General features: G+C 39.2%; 20 protein-coding genes. 3 read left to right on the top strand and 17 right to left on the bottom strand.

The features are described 5' to 3' along the window. Positions 1-108: 108 nt before the first annotated feature. The 4 genes from MKX67_RS03035 to MKX67_RS03020 all read right to left on the bottom strand — a co-directional run bounded on the left by MKX67_RS03035 (position 109) and on the right by MKX67_RS03020 (position 5,894). A complete protein-coding gene (locus MKX67_RS03035; protein ID WP_342488815.1) occupies positions 109-1,617 on the bottom strand; it encodes a SagB family peptide dehydrogenase in 1,509 nt (502 codons plus the stop codon). 24 nt (positions 1,618-1,641) lie between these two features. After that, positions 1,642-3,570, bottom strand: coding sequence for a TOMM precursor leader peptide-binding protein (locus MKX67_RS03030; protein ID WP_342488814.1), 1,929 nt, complete (start codon positions 3,568-3,570; stop codon positions 1,642-1,644). Further along, positions 3,570-5,468 (bottom strand): putative thiazole-containing bacteriocin maturation protein, encoded by a 1,899-nt coding sequence (locus MKX67_RS03025; RefSeq protein ID WP_342488813.1) that lies wholly within the window; start codon positions 5,466-5,468, stop codon positions 3,570-3,572. Before MKX67_RS03025 ends, MKX67_RS03030 begins: the two co-directional genes overlap by 1 nt. Positions 5,469-5,663: 195 nt before the next feature. Continuing rightward, positions 5,664-5,894 carry a heterocycloanthracin/sonorensin family bacteriocin gene (locus MKX67_RS03020; RefSeq protein ID WP_095370703.1) on the bottom strand — a complete coding sequence of 77 codons (231 nt, stop codon included), beginning with the start codon at positions 5,892-5,894 and terminating at the stop codon, positions 5,664-5,666. 161 nt (positions 5,895-6,055) lie between these two features. On the opposite strand from MKX67_RS03020, the gene MKX67_RS03015 reads away from it, so the two are divergent. Together MKX67_RS03015 and catA are read left to right on the top strand one after the other, a co-directional pair. Further along, a complete protein-coding gene (locus MKX67_RS03015) occupies positions 6,056-6,763 on the top strand; it encodes a methyltransferase domain-containing protein (protein ID WP_342488812.1) in 708 nt (235 codons plus the stop codon). 220 nt (positions 6,764-6,983) lie between these two features. Further along, positions 6,984-7,634, top strand: a complete 651-nt coding sequence (catA, locus tag MKX67_RS03010; protein ID WP_342488811.1) for a type A chloramphenicol O-acetyltransferase — start codon at positions 6,984-6,986, stop codon at positions 7,632-7,634. Between the two features lie 66 nt (positions 7,635-7,700). Here catA and MKX67_RS03005 read toward each other — a convergent pair whose 3' ends face one another. The 9 genes from MKX67_RS03005 to MKX67_RS02965 form a co-directional block, all read right to left on the bottom strand. Beyond that, positions 7,701-8,162 (bottom strand): SRPBCC domain-containing protein, encoded by a 462-nt coding sequence (locus MKX67_RS03005; protein ID WP_095370705.1) that lies wholly within the window; start codon positions 8,160-8,162, stop codon positions 7,701-7,703. A gap of 404 nt (positions 8,163-8,566) precedes the next feature. Continuing rightward, positions 8,567-9,742: a CamS family sex pheromone protein gene (locus MKX67_RS03000; RefSeq protein WP_342488810.1), complete on the bottom strand. Its 1,176-nt coding sequence runs from the start codon at positions 9,740-9,742 to the stop codon at positions 8,567-8,569. Positions 9,743-9,754: 12 nt separating this feature from the next. After that, the gene (gene ligA, locus MKX67_RS02995; RefSeq protein WP_095370707.1) at positions 9,755-11,761 is read right to left on the bottom strand and encodes an NAD-dependent DNA ligase LigA; all 2,007 of its coding nucleotides are present in this window, start codon (positions 11,759-11,761) and stop codon (positions 9,755-9,757) included. A gap of 18 nt (positions 11,762-11,779) precedes the next feature. Next, on the bottom strand, positions 11,780-14,008 hold the full coding sequence (pcrA, locus tag MKX67_RS02990) for a DNA helicase PcrA (RefSeq protein ID WP_095370708.1): 2,229 nt from the start codon (positions 14,006-14,008) through the stop codon (positions 11,780-11,782). Positions 14,009-14,080: 72 nt separating this feature from the next. Further along, on the bottom strand, positions 14,081-14,767 hold the full coding sequence (locus tag MKX67_RS02985) for a heptaprenylglyceryl phosphate synthase (RefSeq protein ID WP_322910211.1): 687 nt from the start codon (positions 14,765-14,767) through the stop codon (positions 14,081-14,083). Positions 14,768-15,190: 423 nt separating this feature from the next. Further along, positions 15,191-15,493, bottom strand: coding sequence for a hypothetical protein (locus MKX67_RS02980; RefSeq protein WP_322910212.1), 303 nt, complete (start codon positions 15,491-15,493; stop codon positions 15,191-15,193). 14 nt (positions 15,494-15,507) lie between these two features. Further along, positions 15,508-15,816: a YerC/YecD family TrpR-related protein gene (locus MKX67_RS02975; RefSeq protein WP_095370712.1), complete on the bottom strand. Its 309-nt coding sequence runs from the start codon at positions 15,814-15,816 to the stop codon at positions 15,508-15,510. 23 nt (positions 15,817-15,839) lie between these two features. Further along, complete coding sequence (locus tag MKX67_RS02970) at positions 15,840-16,889, bottom strand: DUF3048 domain-containing protein (RefSeq protein ID WP_322910213.1); 1,050 nt, start codon at positions 16,887-16,889, stop codon at positions 15,840-15,842. Positions 16,890-16,930: 41 nt separating this feature from the next. Continuing rightward, on the bottom strand, positions 16,931-18,673 hold the full coding sequence (locus tag MKX67_RS02965; RefSeq protein WP_180317018.1) for an adenine deaminase C-terminal domain-containing protein: 1,743 nt from the start codon (positions 18,671-18,673) through the stop codon (positions 16,931-16,933). 160 nt (positions 18,674-18,833) lie between these two features. On the opposite strand from MKX67_RS02965, the gene MKX67_RS02960 reads away from it, so the two are divergent. Next, positions 18,834-19,127: a DUF2892 domain-containing protein gene (locus tag MKX67_RS02960; protein WP_095370714.1), complete on the top strand. Its 294-nt coding sequence runs from the start codon at positions 18,834-18,836 to the stop codon at positions 19,125-19,127. Positions 19,128-19,174: 47 nt separating this feature from the next. On the opposite strand, the gene purD is transcribed toward MKX67_RS02960, so the two are convergent. Genes purD through purM form a run of 4 tightly spaced genes read right to left on the bottom strand, consistent with a single transcriptional unit; the run spans position 19,175 to position 23,652 of the window. Next, the gene (gene purD, locus MKX67_RS02955; RefSeq protein ID WP_322910214.1) at positions 19,175-20,452 is read right to left on the bottom strand and encodes a phosphoribosylamine--glycine ligase; all 1,278 of its coding nucleotides are present in this window, start codon (positions 20,450-20,452) and stop codon (positions 19,175-19,177) included. Positions 20,453-20,470: 18 nt separating this feature from the next. Then, entirely contained in the window at positions 20,471-22,006 is a 1,536-nt protein-coding gene (gene purH, locus MKX67_RS02950) for a bifunctional phosphoribosylaminoimidazolecarboxamide formyltransferase/IMP cyclohydrolase (protein ID WP_322910215.1), read from the bottom strand. 31 nt (positions 22,007-22,037) lie between these two features. Continuing rightward, on the bottom strand, positions 22,038-22,610 hold the full coding sequence (gene purN, locus MKX67_RS02945) for a phosphoribosylglycinamide formyltransferase (RefSeq protein WP_095370717.1): 573 nt from the start codon (positions 22,608-22,610) through the stop codon (positions 22,038-22,040). A 16-nt stretch (positions 22,611-22,626) separates the two neighbouring features. Further along, positions 22,627-23,652, bottom strand: coding sequence for a phosphoribosylformylglycinamidine cyclo-ligase (gene purM, locus MKX67_RS02940; protein WP_095370718.1), 1,026 nt, complete (start codon positions 23,650-23,652; stop codon positions 22,627-22,629). Positions 23,653-23,780 lie beyond the last annotated feature (128 nt).

The raw sequence follows: 23,780 nt of genomic DNA, 5'->3' as shown, positions 1-23,780 counted from the left end.
AGATATTTGTTGCAAACTAATACTTGATAAAGCCTTCTAAGTTGAGTTAGAAGGCTTGTTTTCATTACCAAGAATTTGAGAGGGTACGTTATTGATGAGTAAACTACATCAACGTAATCCTCCTTTCAACCAAGCACGAGGCCGGTGCATGCCAACCGGGATTTGAATTAAGCTCGTTTTCCCTTTAGAAGCGAGTTCATAGAGTTGATCGCATTGACTGACAGAATAACCCAATAGTGGATGCCCTCCCAAATCTAAGGCAGACGCATGCAAGAGTAATCGTTGTGTTAGTAGGCCTGCCTCCATCTGTTGAATACGGTATCCTCGGTAACCCAATGAATCTTTGTAATGGCTTTTATCCCCTATTACATGCATACAAAGCGGCACTTGATATAAATTAACATTAGGCATCACTAAGCCCGAATGTAAAAACGGGCGATAATCACCTACTTTCAATAGACGAAGCATATGATTTTCATTGTCATAAGCATAAGCCCCGTTCGGTATCCCCTCCACATTGTATAGGCTGCCGTATAAAGTTACACGCGCAGCAACATGGCCGTCGGTATCATCAAGATCGTGATGATAAGTGAAGGAACATGTCTCCTTTAGCAAGGTTGCTAGAGTCGTTTGCCTTATTTCCCCCATCATAAAGTCTGCATCTGGAGAAAACCGCTTCTTACAAATCGATGAGAAATCATATGAATAGTTTTGTGTATTTGGCAAGGTTATATCAGTACCAGAAGTGAATGTTCCACCCTGGCACCTTACCTTTCTAAAAGACACTGTTGAATCGAACATGGCAGCTTCATTGAGCTTTCTAAGTAACGGATAGTCCATAGTCTTTGACAGGTTATGAGGTAGGTGACCTAATTGCGCTATTTCGGCGCACAATGTATGGGAGGACACCATTTCTTTAGTCGTTTGGTCGATGGCTTTAGTTGATATCGGAATGACTGCGTACACACTTTCGTCTTCTTCAGCTAGACCTAGTAAATGATTCATTGCTCCGTCTAAAAACTGATAGCAAACTTTCGTATTGTAATCTAATTGATCTGCTACTACTAATAATTGTCCAATGAGCACCCCAGTATCTAGTCCCTGTAATCGATAGGAAAAATGATTGTATTTATAAAAATTTTTCCAAAAGAAGGTTGAAATAAAAACAGTGCAAAAACAATCTTCAATCACTGTCCCCAAACTTTTGGAAACGAATGTATCAAAATTTCCCTCCCGTAACAAAATGAGGCGGTGATGAGCAACATCATAATGGTAGATGCCTGTTTTAGCATCTTCAAGTTTCATATATACATATATTTCATTAGGATAAAGCGCCCCACCGGAGGGGACAAATCTCCGCAATGATTGAGTGTCATGAGGGAGCCGGACATATTGAGTTATTCCATAGGTATACCATAGCAAATGCCCAATCTCCTTCAATGTAGGCATTAGATTTTGGTGAAGGGTTGAAGGTACATTAGCGTTTAACGGAATAGCTGGTAACCCACGGTACAATTTATACGGAAGGGGGGCCCCTTCCCAATCGACCTGCCAATCGGGTGGAGCAAGTTTCTCTGTATCAAAGTGGAGATTGTATATAAATGTATCTAACTCCAATTCTTTCGTCCTCCTCTCCTTCCATTACGGAAACGGGTGAGGAAGTGGGTTCAGCTCTTCATACGATAAGTGCTTCTTCCTATACCCTAGCTGCTTTGGCACCTTTAGTACTCTATCTAATCCTTTCACCCGTGTCAGGTGATGACCAAATGTCATTGGCAACATCCCAGGAATAATGACCTTCACACAATACAATCCATTCTCTTGAATAATTGGTGTTGTTTGGTCAACGACAATCACTTCTAGATTATTTTCACGGAACGTCTGAAGAACTTCGTGAAGGTCATCTTTCAAATCGTTGTATACTGGTGGCTTCTTGAATTCTTCAGCAAATGTACGTAATGGCCCTTGATTATTCAAAATAAACGTTAGGTATTCTTCCGCCTCGGGTAGACCGTACAACATACCATGATCCTCCATTGTTCTTACTTTAAACGGATCTTCAAGCATCTCCTCGTATTTCTGCCTATTTGTTGCTAATTTCTCATCATGAACAAACATCATGCCCGCTAGCTCATAGATGGCACTTTTGACAGCCCTTACTGGGTCCATATGAGCACCTGCAGCACAAATAATATTTACACCTGTTTCTTTTCTATTTTTTGCTACTGCCCACACACTTGGGATACCATGTTCCATCGTCGAATTGTAAAAATGAAGGTCGTACCCTGCCACCTCACGTACCCGATCAACCATCAATTGCAATTCCTTGTCATCTGCAGAACTTAAATCAAGACGTGGCAATGGCAGTTTCGCATACCAAGTGAGTAAAAAGGAATCTCGCTCAACGACTTCCATTACTCCATGAAAAATAGCTTCCTCCAGGCTACCTCCGATTGCACATCCGTTTGAAGTCTCATAAACAAAACCTTCCCCACAACCTAAACTGTAATAAGCAAGTAATTCTGGGACAAGAATAGATCGTTCTTGTAAGAATGAATAACCCCAAACCCAGTTCATTGGTTTATTAGGTTCGAATGATTGATACGGAAAATGAGGATTCTCATAATACTCAGGTGAGTGTAAACCAACAGTTGAAGGGTTTAAGGCTTGATCCATAACATCTAGATAACTTCCTCGTACAACCCTTCTTTTTCCCCTAGGCTCGATACCGCAATACCGTTCTAAGCCTTCCAAAATAGCTGTTAACTCACTCATTCGATAAGAGTTAGATCTTCCAGCCACTCCCTCGCTTGCACCAAACAGTGGCATATTCATAAGAACATCAGCAAAAGGAAGTGTCCAATCCTGTATTTTTCCATTGATTACCCCCGTCCGATGATCGTAATAATCTCTTAATAGCACGGTTTCTAATTCTTCAATTGAACGACTGCGATAACCAGCACCTTGAATTTTCGGACTAGATTGCAACTTAATTTCTGCTAATTCCGCTGAATCTTCTGGAATGTCTCCACATATTGGGCACATTGGATCAAAGGAAAAATGATGAGATGAATGCATGAACGTTTTAAGATTTGTAATGAACAGTTGATTTTCTAAATGATTGATCTCTCCTTGAAGAATATAATCCACTTCTGTACATAATAAAGTTGTCATTTGCCAAAGTCCCGTTCGTGATGCCCATGCGTCTTGCGGGCGACTTTCTCCTGATAATTTATAATAAAGCCCCCACATTTCTTTAGAATCTGTACCTCCTATGATGCGCCTTACATCGGCGCAACGTGAACATCCCCGTTTTCCCGGTTGTACAAATGGACCAATAATTCCCTCACCAAAAGAAACAAAGCCACGGAGCCATGGAATATTTTCCCTTCTGAATTTTTCTTCTGCTTGTTGATGAACGGAGGGCTGCCAATTATCATGCAATACGAGCGCCAATGTTGTATCTTCAGGGAAATCCGTTAATAGATCTTGCCGCGCGACTGTATAATTACTAGACAATTGCCTATAGACAAAATCGGCCAGTTTACCATTACCGACGATGACAATCATTAGCGTACCTCCTTACAAATCTGTACACCATAAACTCCAGCTAACTCTTTTCTTAAAAATGGTTCAAAAGAAAGATCGTAAACAACGATCTCTTTATGGCCCTCATTTAATTTGTAAACAGCAGATTGTAATAACTCCTTTTTTGTCAAATGCTCACATGAAGGAATGTTTAGTTTTGCCTCTTTCCCTCTTATACCATAATGAGAGTTTATTTCCCCCTCATGGAACGTTGCCTCATTTTGTACATTCGATACTGCTTTTTGCAAAGCGTGACTTAGTGCCAGTGTGATATTTAAACCAGAACTACTATATTTAAAACCATTTGACTCTATGCATATAACAGGAAAGCCTAATATTTCATTTCCCATACGGATAGTGGGTGGACCATTTAAGGTGGTCAGTGACTGTAAATAATATCTACAACTACGATCCTCTATCCTCTCAAGATTTACTGGTAACAGCGATTGTTGCTGGTCAACTGGAAGACCTCGCCTTTCCTCTTCCAAATACGCTTGTAGTCCACGACAAACCGCTTCTGCAAGGGATTCACCAGCACCAATGCCCATAAATCCACTTATTCTACCTCTCACTATTTGTGAAACATACATCTCCAGTCCAGTAAGCCCTGCTTCCCTTCTTGCTTCTTCATGTGTTAGACCCGAGCATAAAGCCTTCTTCAAAAGAGTAGCCGGTCCTTTTGCCAATGGATTTACTGCTTGAACATAACATTGTGAAAGCGGAAGCTGTGTTAAGTCCTTTTCCTCCCAAATATGAAGAATCCCTGTTTCTTTAGCAGTTAATAAACTAAAATATTCTAACAGTCTGTTTGTGTTGGGCTGTTCCGTATTCTCTCTCAGAAGTCGGGTGTTTAAATCATCGACAAGTTCAGGTTTAAATGTAAGATTTTCAACTAATGGATGTGAATAGTACGAAATCCATTCACCTTGCAAACTTTCAAGATTTAGCAAATAGAATTGATTGTTTTCTTTCTTATCCATTGCTCCTGTCACCTGCTTAAAAAACTCAAAAACAATAATATTCGCCAATAAAGCACCTGCGGTCGAAGAATAAGGCTGTTGCTTACGTTCTTGTTCCAATATTGCCTCATGCATTCGACGCCATGCAGATTCCCAGCATCCCTCTGTTTCTGAATCAACTACAGGCCCTGCCATTCCCACCTGCTTTAGATATAAAGCAGGAAGGAAGGCTTTCTTTTCTTCTTTACAAACCTGATTAATCTCCTTCACTTCGTCTATATCTCCATTTTGGGAAACATATAATATCCAATCAAATGATTGTACTACTTCTCTCCAATTCTTACTGTAAGGAATTTCCTCCACTTTCACGGTAGGATCATCCTTTTTGGCATGATTCACTATTTCATTAATCCGCTTATGGTCTGTTGGGACTGCTTCTGTCCTCATCACATGAAAGGTTGGTAGCCCTGATTCCAACAATGCAGATGTCAGCGAAACGAATAGAGAACCAGATCCCATCACTAATACCTTTGCGTGGCGATACCTTTGAAAACGATACGCACCTGAATCAACAAAACTCTCAATGAATTCAATTTGTGAAGCGTATTTTTCTAGAACACTTGCTGGTAATTGGTGTGATTGATCTTGACTCGTATCTCTAACATAACCTTTCGTCAGTAAAGCCTCACCAATTTCATATACTCTGTTTCGATAGGGAGTGGTCAAACCCGCAGTGAGTTCTTCCAAAGTATGATTTCCATTAAACATAGGGATCAGCTTTTCAATCCATTGATAAATAGTGCCTCCATCCATCCAAAATGAACTGGCGTTATTCCTAAAATAGACGCCTCCCTTTGGGTCTGGTAGATAAAATGTATCATTCTTCACTTTGAGACGTGAGGTTGCTTTCAATTTCGTCATGTAGCCCCTCCTTCGATCTGAGCATTCATTAAATATTCCTTATAATTTATGTATTTGTATTTGTCCATTATGAATAACGAAAAAGAAGCCCCTAACATAGGGACTTGTAGAGTGTTTACACACGCTTCATTATTCATTTTGTGACGAGAGAACGAAGGTAACTTACACTGACACTTGCCTTTAAAAAAGGAATTGTTAAATAAAGAACCCGAAGCAACCAAAACAACCAAAACAGCCTGCACATCTAAAACCGCCACAACCACCACAGCGAAAACCACCACAACCTCCGCAACCACCACAGCCGCCACAGCGACGCATATCATTAAATTGAACTGGTACTGGTGCTTGATATTGAATAGGTGTTAATTCACCCACCTGATATTGATCCATTCCAAGTGATTGAAGTTCATTTTGAAAATTTTGCATTTTTTCTTCCCCTTTTTAGGTTTAGTCCGTAGAATGAGAGTCTAAAACCGCTCTCTGTAACAAACTATGATGTTTTTAGGTAGTTGTTACTGATGTAAAAGCCCATTTGGCAAAGAACATTAGATTTGTTTTTTTCATACCTTATAGAAATACAAAAGGAGGTGGTTCCCATTTATTTAGATTTCTTATCAAAGTTTGGTGTTGGAGGAGCACACCCGGGTGGTTTTGAACTAACAAAGGCGCTTCTAATAAATGAAGAATTAGACGCTATGTCGGAAATTTTAGATGTAGGCTGCGGAACTGGCCAAACAGCCGCCTTTTTGGCTGCTCAGTCAGGGGCAAACGTAACTGGGGTTGATATTAATCCTATTATGGTGGAAAAAGCAACCCATAGAATGAAGGAAGCTAAACTTCCAGTACGTATTTTCCAAGGTTCTATCGAGGCACTCCCACTTGAAGATGAGAAATTTGATTTAATTATGTGCGAATCAGTCCTTACTTTTGTCAATCAACCGAAAGCGCTTAAAGAGATTTTTCGTTTATTAAAAAAAGGGGGGCGGTTTATTTCTAATGAGTTTACTGCCAATGTCTCACTCCCTTCATGGATAGCAGATGAAATCAATCGATTCTATGGGATCAACTCTGTCCTCACCGAAGCAGAATGGCAGCGTTTATTTGAAGGGGCAGGATTTACGAACATTCGCGTAAGTGGTCAAAATCAGTCGATGCTCCAATACAATCCCAACCCTGATTTTCTTTATTCAAAGCACATTGAACGAGAGCTTTATACCGTAATGAACGAACATTTTAACCTATTATTGAAATATAATGAGCTATTGGGCTACCGGATATTTGCATGTGGAAAATAAACAATTATTATCTACCCACCCGTGATATACATGATTTCATTGTTAATAGGAGTTCCAACGGGTGGCTACTCCTTTTTTGAATATAGATTGCATATATATAGGTGCTAAAGCATATTACATATGTTAGGATTATTTAAATAAACTAAAGGAATGGGACCAATGAAAAAAGCAGTTCTTATAGCCTCCTAAAATCAGAATATATTTTAGGAGGCATTAAAAGATGAAATTCACTAAAATCGACATAAATAATTGGGAACGTAAAGAGGTTTTCAATCATTTCTTAAACCAACAAACTAGCTTTAGTATCACTAATAACATTGATATTACTGAGCTATACCAATTTACTAAAGAAAAAGGATATCAATTTTATCCTGCTTTTATTTTTTTAATCACACAAGTTGTCAATACAAATAAACATTTTAGAATGAATGTTACTGCTAAAGGTGAGTTAGGGTACTGGAACAGAGTGATTCCTATGTATACGATTTTTGACAAGGAGTCAGCGTTATTTTCCGCTATTTTCACCGATATCGATGAAGGCTTTGAAAGGTTCCACATGGATTATGTGACCGATACTGAGTTATATACTGGTACAGGAAAATTGTTTCCTAAAGCACCCGTACCTGAAAATGTCGTTAATATATCTATGATTCCATGGACTACTTTCACTGGATTTAACTTAAATATAAATACAAATCCAAATTACCTCCTGCCAATAGTTACTGCGGGTAAATTTTTCAATAAGAATGGAAATATTTATTTACCACTTTCACTACAGGTTCATCATGCTGTCTGTGACGGTTATCACACCGCTCTTTTTATGGACACATTTCAGCGCCTTGTTCGAAATCCTAAACAAATGCTTAAGTGAATGAGAAATAACCCACCGACTACATAAATTTAGTCGGTGTTTTTTTAGTAAAGGTCATACCTAAAATTATTCCACAAATAGAGCTAGATTTTCTAATGTTGAATGTAAACCGATATCATGATCTGCCTTGTTTATTCCTTTAGGGACATTTTCACATATAATGGTGACTTTTGTCCCTTTTGCAAGAGGTTCAAATAGCCATGTCTGTTTCATTTCACCAGTGAATTCCGGCGATTCTGAGTCAAATATTACTAGTTGTATTATCTTTTTATCAGGAACTAATTCTAAAAATTTCCCTTGATACACATCACTGTTCTCAGTTGTTTTTCCATATGAGGGTTGGTTTCCTTCATAGAAGAGTGTCATTTTGTAAGTTCCCTCTTCCCGCGGATCAAAATCTTCAACATAACCTGACATTCCTTTAGGTGGGAGCCATGATACTAAAGCTTTCGGATGGAGAAATGCTTCATAAATCGTGTGTGATTCTGCCATGATCACTCTTGAAGCTGTATCTGTTCTATTTTCCATAACAAAACCTCCTTCGGTCTATCATTTCTATGCAATAAATGTTGATATCACAAATAACCTTAAAGTTCTACTATTTCTTCTACGGAAGCATAGATTACTCCTTCCTCAGCTAAGCTGACCTATTTGATAATAATGACGATGTTGATAGATGGATTTCTTCGATTGCTTTCACCTTGGTTGGACCGATTCACGCGGGGTGTACAAGTGCACAGGCAAAATCATTTGTTGTCACTGTCGGAATAATACCTAGTTGCGGGTGGAATTCGTTCCGCTACCTTTAGAGTACTCTCTAAAAATCTTCGAAAAGTATGTTGGGGCACTTAATCCTTGTCTTTTTGTTCAAACCACCTTAATCCCATTGCAAATAAAAAAACGCCGTTTAAAAATAGCGGCGTTTTTTCGTTTTATTGATAAATATGAACAAATGGTTCAGCTTCGTTTGCGTTTCGGACGATTAATGATTCTGGTCCGTTAACTGATGTGACGCTTACTTGGACAGAGATATATTCTGGAAACATACTAACAACTTTGCTTGTTACATATTGGGTGAATCCGATACTTTCTGACTTACCGTAAAATTGTATAGGTATATCTATATTTAGCTGTTGCAATTGATCACCAATATAGAAACCTTTTCCAATGACACCGTTAAAATTAGGGAAATATTTTTCAACATCTTGTTTGAAATTCAAGAAATTCGTATAGTCTTCACGATACTTCTCTTCGGCTGTATTAGATGGGAATAAAATATAGTCTTCCTTTACATCTTCCCAACCACTTAGCTGGTTACTCCCCTCAGCGGCATGCGCATAGGCGAAGAAGTTTCCTGGGACGACAGACGTTCTTTCCGATTGTTCAAATAGGGCAATGGTAATCGGTACGTTCTCAAGCCCTTCTTGTTGTCTTAATCTCTTTATAATTTCCTCAGCCATCTTTTTGCCTTCTACTTCTACTTTACTATGAGAAATATCTTCTTCATACGTGGCACCGTAGGCTTCTTTTTGATAATAATGGACGGAATTAAGTGCCAAACCAATGACGACACCGCCAAGCTTCACCTTATTATCGCCATCTTTTACAAGATAGTTATGTTCTAAAATATGGGCTAAATAAAGAGGTGCACGGGCGTTTCTTTCTTCTTTAGTCCCTTTCCCATCATCAACAGGGTTTAGACCGAGATTCTCTTCCTCCGTCATATCTTTTTCTTCTAATTGTTCTTTCGTATATTGGCGACTTAACCATGATGAAATCGTGGTTTTATCAAGGTATTGTCCTTCTTGGAAGAAGAACTTTTCCGTATCAAAATGGTTCTGAGCCACTCTCATTAAACCTGTTTCGAATTCATTAATATCATATTTTGTATTCACATTATTAACGACTAAACCGCGTGACTCACTTGGCTTAAAAGGTAGGATTGTCCGATAGTACGAATCGGATATTTTAAAGTTTGGTATGATCGCCTGTTCTTCTTCGCTGCTCTCATTTTCATTTTGCACAACCTCTTCTTGCTGGTTAAAACTAGGTGCACAACCGGCGAGTAAAAGAACGAATGACAGCGACACTGCCATGAGTTTTTTCACGATTTTCACCTCTTACGAATTTAATTCCTCAATCAATTTTTCCTCGTCCCAAATAGTAATGCCTAATTCCTGAGCTTTGGTTAATTTCGAGCCTGCGTCTTCTCCGGCAATGACTAAATCTGTTTTCTTACTTACACTGCCAGAGACCTTGCCTCCTAGAGCTTCAATTTTTTCCTTGGCTTCATTTCTAGCAAGCTGTTCTAATTTACCCGTTAACACAATGGTTTTACCAGCAAAAACAGAATCAGATTCCGCTATATTTACAGGTTTTGGTCCCTTATAAGTCAGATTCACTCCAACATCTTGTAACTCTTGAATGAGAGATGTTACTTCTTCTTGTTCAAAATATGTGACGAGTGCATCAGCCATCTTATCGCCTATTTCATTAATGCTAATAAAATCCTCCATGGTTGCCTGCTGGATTTTGCCCATCTCTCCAAATGTTTGCGCAAGTGTTTTTGCCGCTTTCGCCCCCACATGACGGATCCCTAGTCCGAATAATAATTTTTCTAAAGAATTATCCTTAGAGACTTCAATGGCCTTTAGCAAGTTGTTAACAGATTTTTCGCCCATTCTCTCTAATTGAATAAGCTGTTCATACGTAAGATGATAAATATCTGCCACATCTTCAATTAACTTTTCTGCAAATAATTGGCTAATTACTTTTTCCCCTAGCCCGTCAATATTCATCGCATTTCGTGAGACAAAATGAATAAGCCCCTCTCTTATTTGCGCAGGACATTTCGGATTAATACAACGAAGTGCGACTTCTTCCTCTAAACGCACAAGTTCACTTTCACATGCCGGGCAATGAGTTGGCATATGAAAATCAACTTCTTCTCCCGTTCTTCTTTCAGGTAATACATTGACAACTTCAGGGATGATGTCGCCTGCTTTCTTAATCACAACGTAATCACCTAGCTTAATATCCTTCTCACGAATAAGGTCTTCATTATGAAGGGATGCACGTTGCACGGTAGTACCTGCAACTCTAACAGGTTCAAGTAATGCTGTTGGCGTCACTACACCGGTGCGACCGATACTTAATTCAATATCTCTTAACTGCGTGACTACCTCTTCAGCAGGAAACTTATAAGCAATCGCCCATCTCGGACTCTTTGCTGTTGTCCCGAGTTCATCCTGTTGGTCATATGAATCGACTTTAATAACGATTCCATCAATATCATACGATAAGTCTGGTCGGTTTTCTGTCCATTTCTCGATATATTGAATGACCTCATCTATATTTTTACACTTCTGGCGCTCTTTGTTCGTTTTAAACCCCTGAGAGTCAAGAAAGTCCAGACCTTCACTATGAGAACGAATACCCGTTTTCCCCTCGTCAGCCATAGCATAAACGAATATATCTAAATTTCTTGATGCAGCGATTTTTGGATCTAATTGCCTAAGTGAACCCGCAGCAGCATTTCGAGGGTTCGCAAAGGGTTCCTCACCTCGTTCTTCTTTTCCTTTATTTAAACTTAAGAACGATTTTCTAGGCATGAACGCCTCTCCGCGTACTTCAAAGGTTACCGTTTCCTTTACCCGCAGAGGTATGGAACGAATGGTGCGAAGGTTAACGGTAATGTTTTCACCAATGGAGCCATCTCCACGCGTTGCTCCGATTGCAAACAATCCATCTTCATAGCGAAGAGAGACAGCCAGTCCATCAATTTTTAACTCGCAGACATATGAGATATTCTCACCCACTGCCTGGCGAACACGACGGTCAAAATCCCTTAAGTCTTGCTCATTAAATGCATTGGCTAAACTGAGCATCGGCGTGCGATGTTCAACTTTTTCAAACATATCTAATACTTGCCCACCGACCCGATGCGTTGGGGAATCTTCTGTTTTCAACTCTGGATGTTGCTCTTCAAGTGCAATTAGCTCATGAAGAAGCTGGTCATATTCTGCATCAGGCACAGATGGTTGATCAAGTACATGATATTCATAATTATATTGATTAAGGAGATTTTGCAAATCCTTGACCCTTTGTTCTACCTTCTTTTCCTCCAAGACGTTCAACCCTTTCCTTTAACCTTTCGAAATCGGGGCAAATTTAGCAAGTAATCTTTTAATACCTACTGGCTTTGGAAAAGCAATATCAAGCTCCATTCCATCACCTTCACCTTTGACACTTACAACTGTTCCAGTACCCCATTTACCATGCACAGCTTTATCTCCAACTATCCAATTCATACCGCTACCACCTGTATTTTGTACAGCTGGGCGAACAACCGCTTTACGAGCAGGTTGCATACGATTTCCTGAAGAACTATTAAACGTGGACTGACCTCGATTAAGGGGTTTTGCTTTTGGCTCTAATCCTTCTAATAAATCAGCCGGAATTTCCTGAATAAATCTGGACGGTGGGTTCATGTTTGTACGGCCAAATAGTGTACGCATTTGCGCATTTGTTATAAATAACTGCTCTTCTGCTCTCGTAATCCCTACATAAGCAAGGCGACGTTCCTCTTCCATTTCTGCTTCTTCCATTAATGAACGGCTATGAGGGAATACACCTTCCTCCATACCCATTAAAAAGACAACTGGAAATTCTAATCCCTTTGCAGAGTGAAGCGTCATTAATACAACTGCATCCGCTTTCTCACCGTCATCATCCAATTTATCAATATCGGCAACAAGCGCCAAATCTGTTAAGAAGGCAACAAGTGTTTTATCTTCGGACGCATCTTCAAAATTCTTCGTTACAGATAGAAACTCATCTAAGTTTTCCAAACGACTTTGAGACTCGATCGATTTCTCCGCTTTTAACATGTCACGATAGCCTGACTTGTCCAACAGTTCCTCTACCAATTCTGTCACAGATAAGTATTCTTGCATTTGTGTATAATTCTTTACTAAATCACGAAACTCTATAGCAGATTTTGTGATTTTTGGGCTTAAGCCAATTAATTCGATGGATTCGAGTGCTTCAAACATTGTCATATCATGCATGGTTGCAAAATTAGCAATCTTATCAACTGATCCAGAACCAATCCCTCTTTTAGGCACATTAATCACTCGCTGTAGACTAATATCATCATCAGGGTTGGCAATTAATCGTAAATAAGCCAATACATCTTTAATTTCTTTACGATCATAGAACTTAATTCCGCCAACAATCGCATATTCAATATTCGACTTTAATAGCATTTCCTCCATAACCCTGGATTGGGCATTTGTGCGATATAGAATAGCAAAATCGGCAAGCTTACGATTCTGACTTTGCGCTAATTCTTTTATTTTACTTACGACAAATTGTCCTTCGCCTTGCTCACTATCTGCACGGTAATACTGAATTTTATTTCCTTCAGGATTTTCCGTCCATAAGTTTTTCGCTTTACGATTCATGTTTTTATCAATGACACCGTTAGCTGCGTTTAAAATTCTTTGTGTGGATCGATAGTTTTGTTCTAGCAAAATGACTTGTGCTTGCGCATAATCTTTTTCAAAGGATAAGATATTGGCAATATCTGCCCCGCGCCATCTATAAATAGATTGATCCGAGTCTCCAACCACACATATATTTTGGAAACGATTCGCTAATAATTTTACTAGCATGTATTGCGCTCTATTCGTATCTTGATATTCATCCACATGAATATACTGGAATTTACGTTGATAGTATTCTAATACCTCAGGGACGCGATTAAATAATTGAATCGTCTTCATAATAAGATCATCAAAGTCTAATGCATGATTCTTTCGCAGACGTTTTTGATAATCTGTATACACATCACTTGTCACTTGGGAGAAATAATCACCGGCAGTCTTGGCGAATTCCTCTGGTTCAATTAGTTCATTTTTTGCAGAACTAATCGTCCCTAAAATTGCTCTAGGATCGAACTTTTTCGGATCTAAATTCCGCTCTTTTAAGATATTCTTAATAACAGATTGCTGATCAGTAGAATCTAATATTGTGAAGTTACGATTGAACCCAATCCGATCAATATCACGACGTAATATTCTCACACACATAGAGTGAAAAGTAGAAATCCAGATTTCTTCAGCCACACCGCCCATCATCGCACGAATACGATCTCTCATTTCTCTTGCGGCCTTATTCGTAAACGTGATTGCTAAAATATTATATGGATTCACGCCCTTCTCTACCATTAAATAAGCAATGCGATGGGTAAGTACACGCGTCTTACCACTTCCTGCTCCAGCCATAATAAGCAAAGGTCCATCTGTTGCCTTTACAGCCTGTTGCTGCTCCTTATTCAAACCATTTAATAATTTATTAGATAAATATTGCATTCCTTTTCTTCACCACCATACAAACATTTGTTCTATTTTTAGTCTATCTTGATTAATTTGGTTAATCAAGATTTATTGTTTCACAGCTTCTACTGTTTTTAATGCGATTTTAATATCATCATAAATGACATTTCCAACGACAACTACATCTGCATAAGCGCCCATTTCTCTTGCTTGTTCCACAGAGGTAATCCCGCCACCATAAAATAATATTGTTTCTTCTAATGTTCGACTTACTTCTTTCACTATTTCTACATTGCCGTAAGTACCGCTATATTCCAGATAAAAAATCGGTAAATGAAACATTTTTTCCGCCATCATTGCATAGGCTTTGACGTCTTCAATCGTTAAATTCGTATCCGCACTCGTTAATTGAGCGACTTTACAATCTTCATTTAGCACGCAATATCCTTGCATAAGAATCTCGTCCCAATTCATGATCTCGCCAAATTCCTTAACTGCTTGATGGTGCATTCCATTAATCCATTTGGAATCTTTACTATTTAAAACCGTCGGGATAAAAAACAAATCATACCCAGGTGTAATCGACTCAATTGTGGAAACCTCTAACACACATGGAACTGTATATCTACGAACACGCCCCATAAGATCAAGCACCCGCTCAAGCGTAATGCCATCTGTCCCCCCAATAATAATCGCGTCCGTGCCAGACTCGCACACTTTCTCTAAATCTTCATCAGATATATATTTATTAGGGTCGAGCTTAAACGCATGGTGCCACGCGCGAACATCATACATACATAGTTCCTCCATTCTATCTTTCCATTCAATCATTATATCATTTGAGGAGCATTTCAAAAAGGAAACCGCTAATGAAGTAAGAATGGATTTATTTGGCTAAATTAACATCATTGCAGACATTGCCATTCACCATGTAAATGATTCATTCGGATTCGGATGCAAACTCTGTTTTGGCTAATCAGATTTTCTCTTGGATTCAGGTTTCTGACGCGGTTCTCATTTATTCCAATCAGATTTCCAGTTGGGACCGGGTTTCTGAGCCGTTTCTCTTCTATTCCAACCAGATTTCTCCTTGGGTTCAGGTTTCTGACTCGCTTCTCACCTAATCTAATCAAATTTCACCATGGTTCCAAGTTTCTGACGCGGTTCTTCTCTAATCCAATCAAATTTCCTCTTGGTGTCCAGTTTCTGACTCGCTTCTCACCTATTCCAACCAAATTTCCTCTTGGTATCCGGTTTCTGACTCGCTTCTCCTCTAATCCAATCAAATTTCCTCATAAAGTCCAGTTTCTGACTCGCTTCTCCTCTAATCCAATCAAATTTCCTCATAAAGTCCAGTTTCTGAGACGCTTCTCCCTTAATCCAATCAAATTTCCTCATGAAGTCCAGTTTCTGACTCACTTTCTCTCTTATTTCAATCGCGCTTTTTCTACTAGTACCTAAATCTCCGTTCCAAAACAAAAAAACCGTGGGTGCTGATTCCCTCGGTTCGGTCGTTTCCATTGCTGTGGTTTCTATTATTTTTCTGTTGTTTCTTCTTCTTTAATTCTTTCTAATGCCATTTCGTAGGCATCGTTTCCGTAGTTTAGGCAACGTTTCACACGGGAGATTGTTGCAGTACTTGCACCTGTTTCTGTTTCAATCTTATGATAAGTTTTTCCTTCTCTAAGCATACGAGCTACTTCTAGTCTTTGCGCTAATGATTGGATCTCGTTCACAGTACATAAGTCATCAAAAAATCGATAACATTCGTCTAAATCATTTAGTGATAATACCGCCTGAAATAATTGATCTAATTCTTGTCCTCTTAGTTTATTAATTTGCATAATATTTACCCCTTTTTCATTTTTTAGTTAATTGTTACCGACTGATTGATTCCTGGCTCTTGTGGAATGACATTCACCCATGTTTTCCCCGGAGCAAGTGGTTGTTCTTTTCCATCGATTACTGGATAAATTCTTCCTTCTTTATTCACCCAGTTCACTTCAGACATCATACCTCTTTGAATAAGATAACCTTTACCCCCTGAAGTCAAATCAATGTCATGTCGGCCTTCTCCATCTATCACTGTATGCTTCGCTTCTATGATTAAAATATTGCTTAATAACACAGGGTCACCTGTGTCATAGTCTGTTGTCCATTCACCATCTGAAGATCTTTTGTATGCTTTCGTTGTTTCATCATAATCATATGTGACATCAAAACGTTCATCTTTTCCATAACTCACTGCAATCTCTCCCGCCACAGAGCCACTCAGTTTATCCGCTTCTTCGTCAGTTAAATGAGCAAAAGCAGCTGGTGCCCCGTCCAGCTCATAATTCTTTTCCTTAGCCCCTTGTTCAATATGCGCAAAAGAAATATATGAATTATGAGGTGCCTGGCGATCGCTCACACGTTCAAAAAGTGTGCCGTCATAGTATAAGCCATTCAAATGATCCACATATTCATCAGCAAGCATCTTCTTTGCCTCTGGACTATTTCCATGAGCAATATAAAGACTATTAAACCCTTTCGCCAGTTCAATATAATATTCTCTGGCACTGCGTACTGGCCCAACTCTATCCGGTTGCTCACTTTGAAAAATAGCAAGGAATCGCGTGACTTCACCTTCAGCCAGTAATTCATAAACAATATCCGCTTGAGTCAATCCTGATTGTGGTCTTGCTTTCGGATGATTGTTAATCATAACTGCTATAGCACGCTGATTCCCATTTCCCTCTTGAGCTATGCCTGTGAGAGGATAAACTGTCTTTTCTTCAGGCGAATCCATACTTTCTTCACCTTGATTATCCACACCATTTAACTCTTCGTTTGCTGGATCCTCAACTGTTTCATTCTTGCTGCATCCTGTCACCAAAAGTATTGCTACGAGAGACGTAGTCACCCATTTGTTCAGCATGATGCACCCCTTATCACTATATGATTACCCTCTTTTACATTTTAACGCATCATAGTTGGAAAGAGTACAGTTTTATTCATGACATCATACATTCCTCGCTGTGTAACCCTGATATAAGGGAGATGAGTGGAGGAAAAAAATAATAATGTATAAATTGGATCGGCAAAACGATAACCTCTTTCCCGCAAATAGGCTAATAAGGTTCTTTCTTCTTCAATCAAATCTTCCACTCTTTTATTCGACATGATTCCCTTTAATTTAAGTGGGATTTCTGTAACAATGTTCCCTTGCTCAGAAATAACAATTCCACCACCTATTTCTTTCATATGATTAAAAGCATTCATCATGTCTTTCTTGCTTTTACCGATTAAGATAATATCACCGGTATTAGAATAAGAACTTGCTAAACCGTCTAGCTCCTTAGCAAACCCTTTAATCACCGTATTTACACGCCACTTGCCTTTGCGGTCAATTAACATGAAGAAACACTCGTCATGCTCCCTACTTAGCTCATCGCCGGAAATATCAATGGCTAATGAGTAAGGCTTTGTGATAACAGCGCTCTCCATTTTAATACCGAACGGCATCGAAAATTGCATATCATGAGATGTAAGCTCCCAGTTCATTTCTAGCGGTTCAAATCCATACTCTTCCCATGGCATATTATCTTCAAATGGTGTATTTTCACCATCTTTCCTTATCCACTTACCTTTTGCTAACACACTAACAGGCGTTGGGTTACTTTCATTCTCTAGGAAATTGATATTAGCCACTCTACCTGTAGCGATATTTCCATGCAGATGTTGGATGTTATAGTACTTAGCTACGTTAATTGTACCCATATTATACGCATCTATTGTCGGTACCCCTTTTTCAAGGGCAATTCGGATCATCTGATCAATAATCCCTTGATCGGAAAAGGATGAAGAAGAGCCATCTGTCGTAAAAATAAATGATTCATAATGATCAATGCCCAATTCATGCATTTCATCCAATAACTGCGGTAAATCAGGTCGAATTGATGAATAGCGCAACGATACAGTATATCCTTGCATCAAACGATTCATAATCTCTTGTCCGTTAATCGCTTCATGGTCGCAATCAGCCCCGAGCAGCATTAACTTTGCTAAAGTCTTTTCTGACGCCCCAGGAAAATGACCTTCGATTTGCTTTCTCATTCTTTTCGCTTCTTGCATCCAATGGAGCATTAAATCATCACCGTCGAGTAACTTTGGCCAGCCAGTTAACTCTCCACCTTGTAATACTGCATCATGCTCTAACCAAGATTTAATATTACCATGCGAAAATGTTGTCTCTTCATTTTGAATTTCTGTTTGCGCATCAAATCGGCACCACCAATACATCGTTGAAGGAATATTTCTCATTTCCTTCAAAAATGAAAACGCTTTCTTTTTCTCTAATTGTAATGCTAGCACCATATTATCATTAATCAAAGTGGTCGTGCCAAATTGCGCTGCATAACGAGCAAAGGAAAGGGGATTATATAACTGAAATGGATGTGCATGTGGTTCAATATATCCTGGAACAAGCGTCATTCCATTACAATCAACAATTTCACAGCCTTCTAACTTGTCAGGAAGCTTTTCACCGACATAAACAATACGATCACCGAGAATCCAGATATTCGCATGTACCCATTTTTTAATTGCTTGATTTAAGTAACGAGCATTTTTCAGTAACATCGTTGGTGCAATACGCCCATCTAGAACAGATACATGTTCACGTAGATGTTTGTTTTTCCAACGGTATCGCTGTTCTAGCACTCTGTTTCCTCCTTTTATGGTAACTACAATTATCTATTTTTATTTTTCGTTTACGATAATGAAGCAGCATTCATGTTGCCTATTATCATAACATATATAACTTTTTAACGCAGTAAAGAATAACAAATATTTGTTAATTTTTTGTGAAGGAGGTCCTTTTATGAATGTTAAGCCCAATATTGGTATCATTCAGGCATTAATCCGTATTACTTGTGGATTAACCATTATTGCTTGGAGTGCCACAAAGCTCGTTAAAAAACCTTGGAGTGATCGCTTTCTCATTCTTATTTCACTTGGTGCAATGAAGGTTGCAGAAGGTATTGTCCGCTATTGTCCTATCATTGCCTTATTTGAAAAAGGGAAAGAGAATATAAAAGATTCTGACCACCAGTTTAAACCACCTATGGATTTTTTAAAAGAGCAAAAGTTATTAAAGGATACTGATTTTGAATGAAAAATATGCCCCCTTATTTTTTTGGGGGGCATTTTCATTTTCCCTATCTATTTTTCTATAGTCGAATGTGCTATCGCCTTATAGCCAATATCCCTGCGGTAAAAGACTTCTTCTGTTGTTAGATACGTTAGCGCATCATACACTTGCTTTTGTGCAGATACTAAGTCATTTGCTTTGCTACCAACAAGTAAGACTCGACCGCCATTTGTTGTGAATGCACCTTGGGCATTTTTCGCCGTTCCTGCATGGAAGACAAATGCTTCTTCTGCTACTTTTTCGATTCCTTTTAGTTCGGCACCACTCTCATATGCTTCCGGATAACCATTGGCTGCGACCACAACCCCAAGCATTGCCTCCTCATCCCATTCAATCACTGGTTTACCTCCAGCAATTACTTCTAACATGACATGGGATAAGTCTGACTTCATTCTAGGTAAAATGACTTGTGTTTCCGGATCACCAAAGCGGGCATTGAATTCAATCACCTTTGGCCCTTGTTCTGTCGCGATAAGTCCCGCATAGAGAACGCCACAAAAACTGCGATTCTCTTTAACTAATGCTTCTGCAGCTGGAATTAAAATCGTTTCAATCGCTGTTTCAACCGTCTCCTTGCTGATATGTGGAACAGGTGAATAAGCACCCATTCCTCCTGTGTTTGGTCCTTTATCTCCATCGAAAGCGCGTTTATGGTCTTGAGCAATTTCTAAGGGGATAACTGTCTCTCCATTAACAAAAGCCATTAATGAAAATTCTTCACCAGCTAAAAATTCTTCAATAACGACTGTAGCAGAAGCTTCTCCAAATTTTTCTCCAACTAACATATCCGCTAACGCTGCTAATGCTTCATCTTCTGTCATCGCAACAACGACGCCTTTTCCAGCAGCTAATCCATCCGCTTTAATAACAATTGGCGCTCCTTGTTCTTTCACATAAGCACTTGCAGCCTCATACTGATCAAACACTTCATAGCTTCCTGTTGGAATGGCATATTTCTTCATGAGCTCTTTTGCAAAGGATTTACTTCCTTCAATTTCAGCCGCTCGACTTTTCGGTCCAAAAACAGTAAGTCCAGCTCCCTCCATCTTATCAGCCAAACCTTCAAGTAAAGGAACTTCAGGTCCAATAACTGTTAATTCAACATGATTATCGAGCGCAAAAGCAATCAGTTCTTCTTGTTCGTTCTCGGAAATATCAATAATCGTTGCTACATCTTCCATTCCTGGATTTCCTGGTGCAACAAACACTGTTTCCACTTGGCTGCTTTCACTTAACTTTCTACTGATGGCATGCTCACGTCCGCCTCTACCGATTACTAATACGTTCATTTCATGTTCTCCCCCAGTTTAATGTTTGAAATGTCTCACACCAGTGAATACCATTGCCAGGCCATACTCATTTGCTTTTTCAATCGATTCCTGATCTTTAATCGAACCACCGGGTTGAATAATAGCCGTAATACCAGCTTTAGCTGCTGCTTCAACTGTATCATTCATTGGGAAAAAGGCATCGGATGCCATTGTTGCTCCTTCAACTGCTTTTCCTGCTTGCTCGATCGCAATTTTCGCAGAGCCGACACGATTCATTTGGCCTGCACCAATACCTAATGTTTGGTCGCTATTATTGACAACAATCGCATTCGACTTCACATGCTTCACTACTTTCCAGCCAAGTTTGAGTGATTGCCACTCTTCCTCCGTTGGTTCTCTTGTTGTCGCCACAGTAATATTCGCTTCTTCAAGACCATAAGTATCGTAATCTTGCGCTAATAAACCGCCTTCAATAGAAGTTAGACGTTTTTCCGTCTTTTTGTTTCCTTCAAAAGGAATAGTTAATAGTCTTAAATTCTTCTTCCCTTGTAAAATCTCAAGTGCTTCCGCTGAAAAAGAAGGCGCTATAATGATTTCTAGAAAGATTTCATGAAGTTTCGTTGCTGTTTGTGCATTTACTTCACGGTTAAGGGCAATAATCCCCCCAAAAATAGACACAGGATCAGCTGCAAAAGCTTTAGAGAAAGCATCATAAATATCTGTGCCAATACCGACACCACATGGGTTCATATGTTTTACTGCAACAGCAGCTGGTCCGTCAAACTCTTTAACAATTTGTAACGCTGCATCAGCATCATTAATATTATTGTAAGACAGCTCTTTGCCATGTAGCTGTGTAGCGTTAGCAATCGAAAAGACCGACCCTAATGGTTTGCGATAAAAGGAAGCTTTTTGATGAGGGTTTTCTCCATAACGTAATGCTTGTTTTAATTCATACGTAACTGTCAACTTTTCTGGCTGCTCTTCTTCTGCTAATTCTGTCATATATTCAGCTATCATTGCATCATAAGCAGTTGTATGACGGAATACTTTTGCTGCTAGCTTGCGTTTGGTTGCAGCATCTACAATGTCATTTTCTTTTAATTGTGTAATGACTGTTTCGTAATCAATGGGATCTACAACAACTGTCACATGTGCGTGGTTTTTAGCAGAGGCACGTAACATCGCAGGACCACCGATATCAATATTTTCAATTGCATCCTCCACTGTCACATCTGGCTTAGCAATGGTCTGTTGGAAAGGATAGAGATTCACACATACCACTTGAATCGGATTAATCTGATGTTTTTCTAACTGTGCTTGATGAGATGAATCATCGAACTTAGCTAGTAATCCACCATGGATAAGCGGATTTAATGTTTTTACTCTTCCTTCTAAAATTTCAGGAAATCCTGTAACATCACTTACACCGATTACCGGAACCCCAGCTTCAGCTATTGCTTTTTTTGTTCCACCTGTTGAAACAATTTCAAACCCTAATTCGTGAAGTTCTTTCGCAAATGCTGCTACACCATTTTTATCTGATACACTAATAAGCGCACGTTTTTTCATCGTCCATTTTCCTCCCTGTAAGATGTTCCTCTTAGGCGTTTTCGTTTAAAAGCTTTTGTAATACTTCTGGATAAAATTGATGCTCTACTTTATGAATTCGATTCTGCAATGCTTCTTTCGTATCACCTGGTAGGATGGCTACCTTTCTTTGATCAATAATCGGACCCGTATCCATCCCTTCGTCTACATAATGAATGGTTACACCTGTTTGTTTCACCTCTGCAGAAAGCGCTTGTCCAATAGCATCTTTACCAGGGAATGCTGGTAAATAAGAAGGATGGATATTTACAATTCTTCCGCCATATTCACGTAAAAGAACATCCCCAATAAGACGCATATAACCTGCAAGAACAATAAAATCTATGTTTGCATTCTCTAATTCTACTAATATTTGTTCTTCATATGCTGTTTTACTCGTAAAATCTTTCGCACGAAAAGCAAAGGTTGGAATCCCTTCATTTACAGCACGTTGAATACAGTAAGACTCTGGCTTATCACTTACCAGTAGTTTAATGTCTACCTGCAATTCATCGTTTTTAAAGGCATCAACAATCGCTTGAAAATTTGTTCCACTGCCAGATGCAAAAATGGCGATATTTTTCATGATAACCTCCGTCTATTTAAAGGATTGAAATCCCCTCTTGCTGTGTAACTTTACCAATCACACTTGCTTTTTCACCAATCTTATTAAAGTGATTGACTACTTTTTCAGCATCCTTAACAGAAACAATTGCCACCATTCCGATGCCCATATTAAATATATTGTACATATCCTTACGCTCAAGCTTACCTACTTCTTCCATCAGCTTGAAAATCGGCTGAATCTCCCAACTACCCTCGATTAATTCAGCTCCTAAGCCTTGAGGTAACACTCTAGGGATATTCTCGATAAATCCGCCACCCGTAATATGAGCGAAGCCTTTTACATCAAATTGCTTTAATGCCGATAACACTGATTTCACATAGATTCGCGTTGGTTTTAGGAGTTCTTCACCTAACGTGCTCCCTAGTTCCTCTCTAAACTCTTGCAATGAGAGTTTCGCATCCTCTAAAAATATCTTCCGTACGAGAGAATAACCATTGCTATGGATTCCGTTCGATGCAAGGCCGATTAAAACATCACCCTCTTGAATATTTGAACCATCGATTAAATCACTCTTTTCACATGCACCGACAGAAAATCCCGCTAAATCATACTCTTCTTCACTGTACATTCCAGGCATTTCCGCTGTTTCTCCACCAACAAGCGCGCAACCTGCTTGTTCACAACCGTCAGCTATCCCTTTGACAATGGCTTCTATCTTTTCTGGCTCAGCCTTCCCACAAGCAATATAATCTAAGAAGTAAAGAGGTTCTGCACCTTGAACAACGATATCATTGACACACATAGCAACGGCATCAATCCCAATTGTGTCATGCTGATTCATCATAAAAGCTAGCATCAGCTTTGTTCCGACACCATCTGTCCCTGATACAAGCACAGGTTCTTTTAAGCCAAGTGATGACAAATCAAACATGCCTCCAAAACCGCCAAGACCACCGATTACACCTGGTCTCATCGTTTTCTCCACATGCTTCTTCATACGGTTCACTGCTTCGTAACCCGCTTCAATATCTACGCCAGCTTGTTTATAAGCATTCGCCATTCCTATCCACCTCACCAATTTATTAACAGGTATTCTTTCAATCTAGCATCATACGCCAAGTATTCGCACCAAAACGTATTGTTAATTTCTAAGAATAAAAGTAGCAAACCATGTTGCTACTTTATTAT

Origin of the sequence: Cytobacillus sp. FSL W7-1323 (genome assembly GCF_038595015.1) — a bacterium.
Lineage (GTDB): Bacteria > Bacillota > Bacilli > Bacillales > Cytobacillaceae > Cytobacillus > Cytobacillus kochii.
Note: the sequence above shows the minus strand (reverse complement) of the source record. Positions and strands in the feature narration are given on the sequence as shown.

What these genes read in the sequence shown, in the direction of transcription:
- MKX67_RS03030 (WP_342488814.1), bottom strand. Translation starts at nt 3,570, where the DNA reads ATGATTGTCATCGTCGGTAATGGTAAACTGGCCGATTTTGTCTATAGG.
- MKX67_RS03025 (WP_342488813.1), bottom strand. Translation starts at nt 5,468, where the DNA reads ATGACGAAATTGAAAGCAACCTCACGTCTCAAAGTGAAGAATGATACA.
- MKX67_RS03020 (WP_095370703.1), bottom strand. Translation starts at nt 5,894, where the DNA reads ATGCAAAATTTTCAAAATGAACTTCAATCACTTGGAATGGATCAATAT.
- catA (WP_342488811.1), top strand. Translation starts at nt 6,984, where the DNA reads ATGAAATTCACTAAAATCGACATAAATAATTGGGAACGTAAAGAGGTT.
- MKX67_RS03005 (WP_095370705.1), bottom strand. Translation starts at nt 8,162, where the DNA reads ATGGAAAATAGAACAGATACAGCTTCAAGAGTGATCATGGCAGAATCA.
- pcrA (WP_095370708.1), bottom strand. Translation starts at nt 14,008, where the DNA reads ATGCAATATTTATCTAATAAATTATTAAATGGTTTGAATAAGGAGCAG.
- MKX67_RS02985 (WP_322910211.1), bottom strand. Translation starts at nt 14,767, where the DNA reads ATGTATGATGTTCGCGCGTGGCACCATGCGTTTAAGCTCGACCCTAAT.
- MKX67_RS02980 (WP_322910212.1), bottom strand. Translation starts at nt 15,493, where the DNA reads ATGGAAACGACCGAACCGAGGGAATCAGCACCCACGGTTTTTTTGTTT.
- MKX67_RS02975 (WP_095370712.1), bottom strand. Translation starts at nt 15,816, where the DNA reads ATGCAAATTAATAAACTAAGAGGACAAGAATTAGATCAATTATTTCAG.
- MKX67_RS02970 (WP_322910213.1), bottom strand. Translation starts at nt 16,889, where the DNA reads ATGCTGAACAAATGGGTGACTACGTCTCTCGTAGCAATACTTTTGGTG.
- MKX67_RS02960 (WP_095370714.1), top strand. Translation starts at nt 18,834, where the DNA reads ATGAATGTTAAGCCCAATATTGGTATCATTCAGGCATTAATCCGTATT.
- purD (WP_322910214.1), bottom strand. Translation starts at nt 20,452, where the DNA reads ATGAACGTATTAGTAATCGGTAGAGGCGGACGTGAGCATGCCATCAGT.
- purH (WP_322910215.1), bottom strand. Translation starts at nt 22,006, where the DNA reads ATGAAAAAACGTGCGCTTATTAGTGTATCAGATAAAAATGGTGTAGCA.
- purN (WP_095370717.1), bottom strand. Translation starts at nt 22,610, where the DNA reads ATGAAAAATATCGCCATTTTTGCATCTGGCAGTGGAACAAATTTTCAA.
- purM (WP_095370718.1), bottom strand. Translation starts at nt 23,652, where the DNA reads ATGGCGAATGCTTATAAACAAGCTGGCGTAGATATTGAAGCGGGTTAC.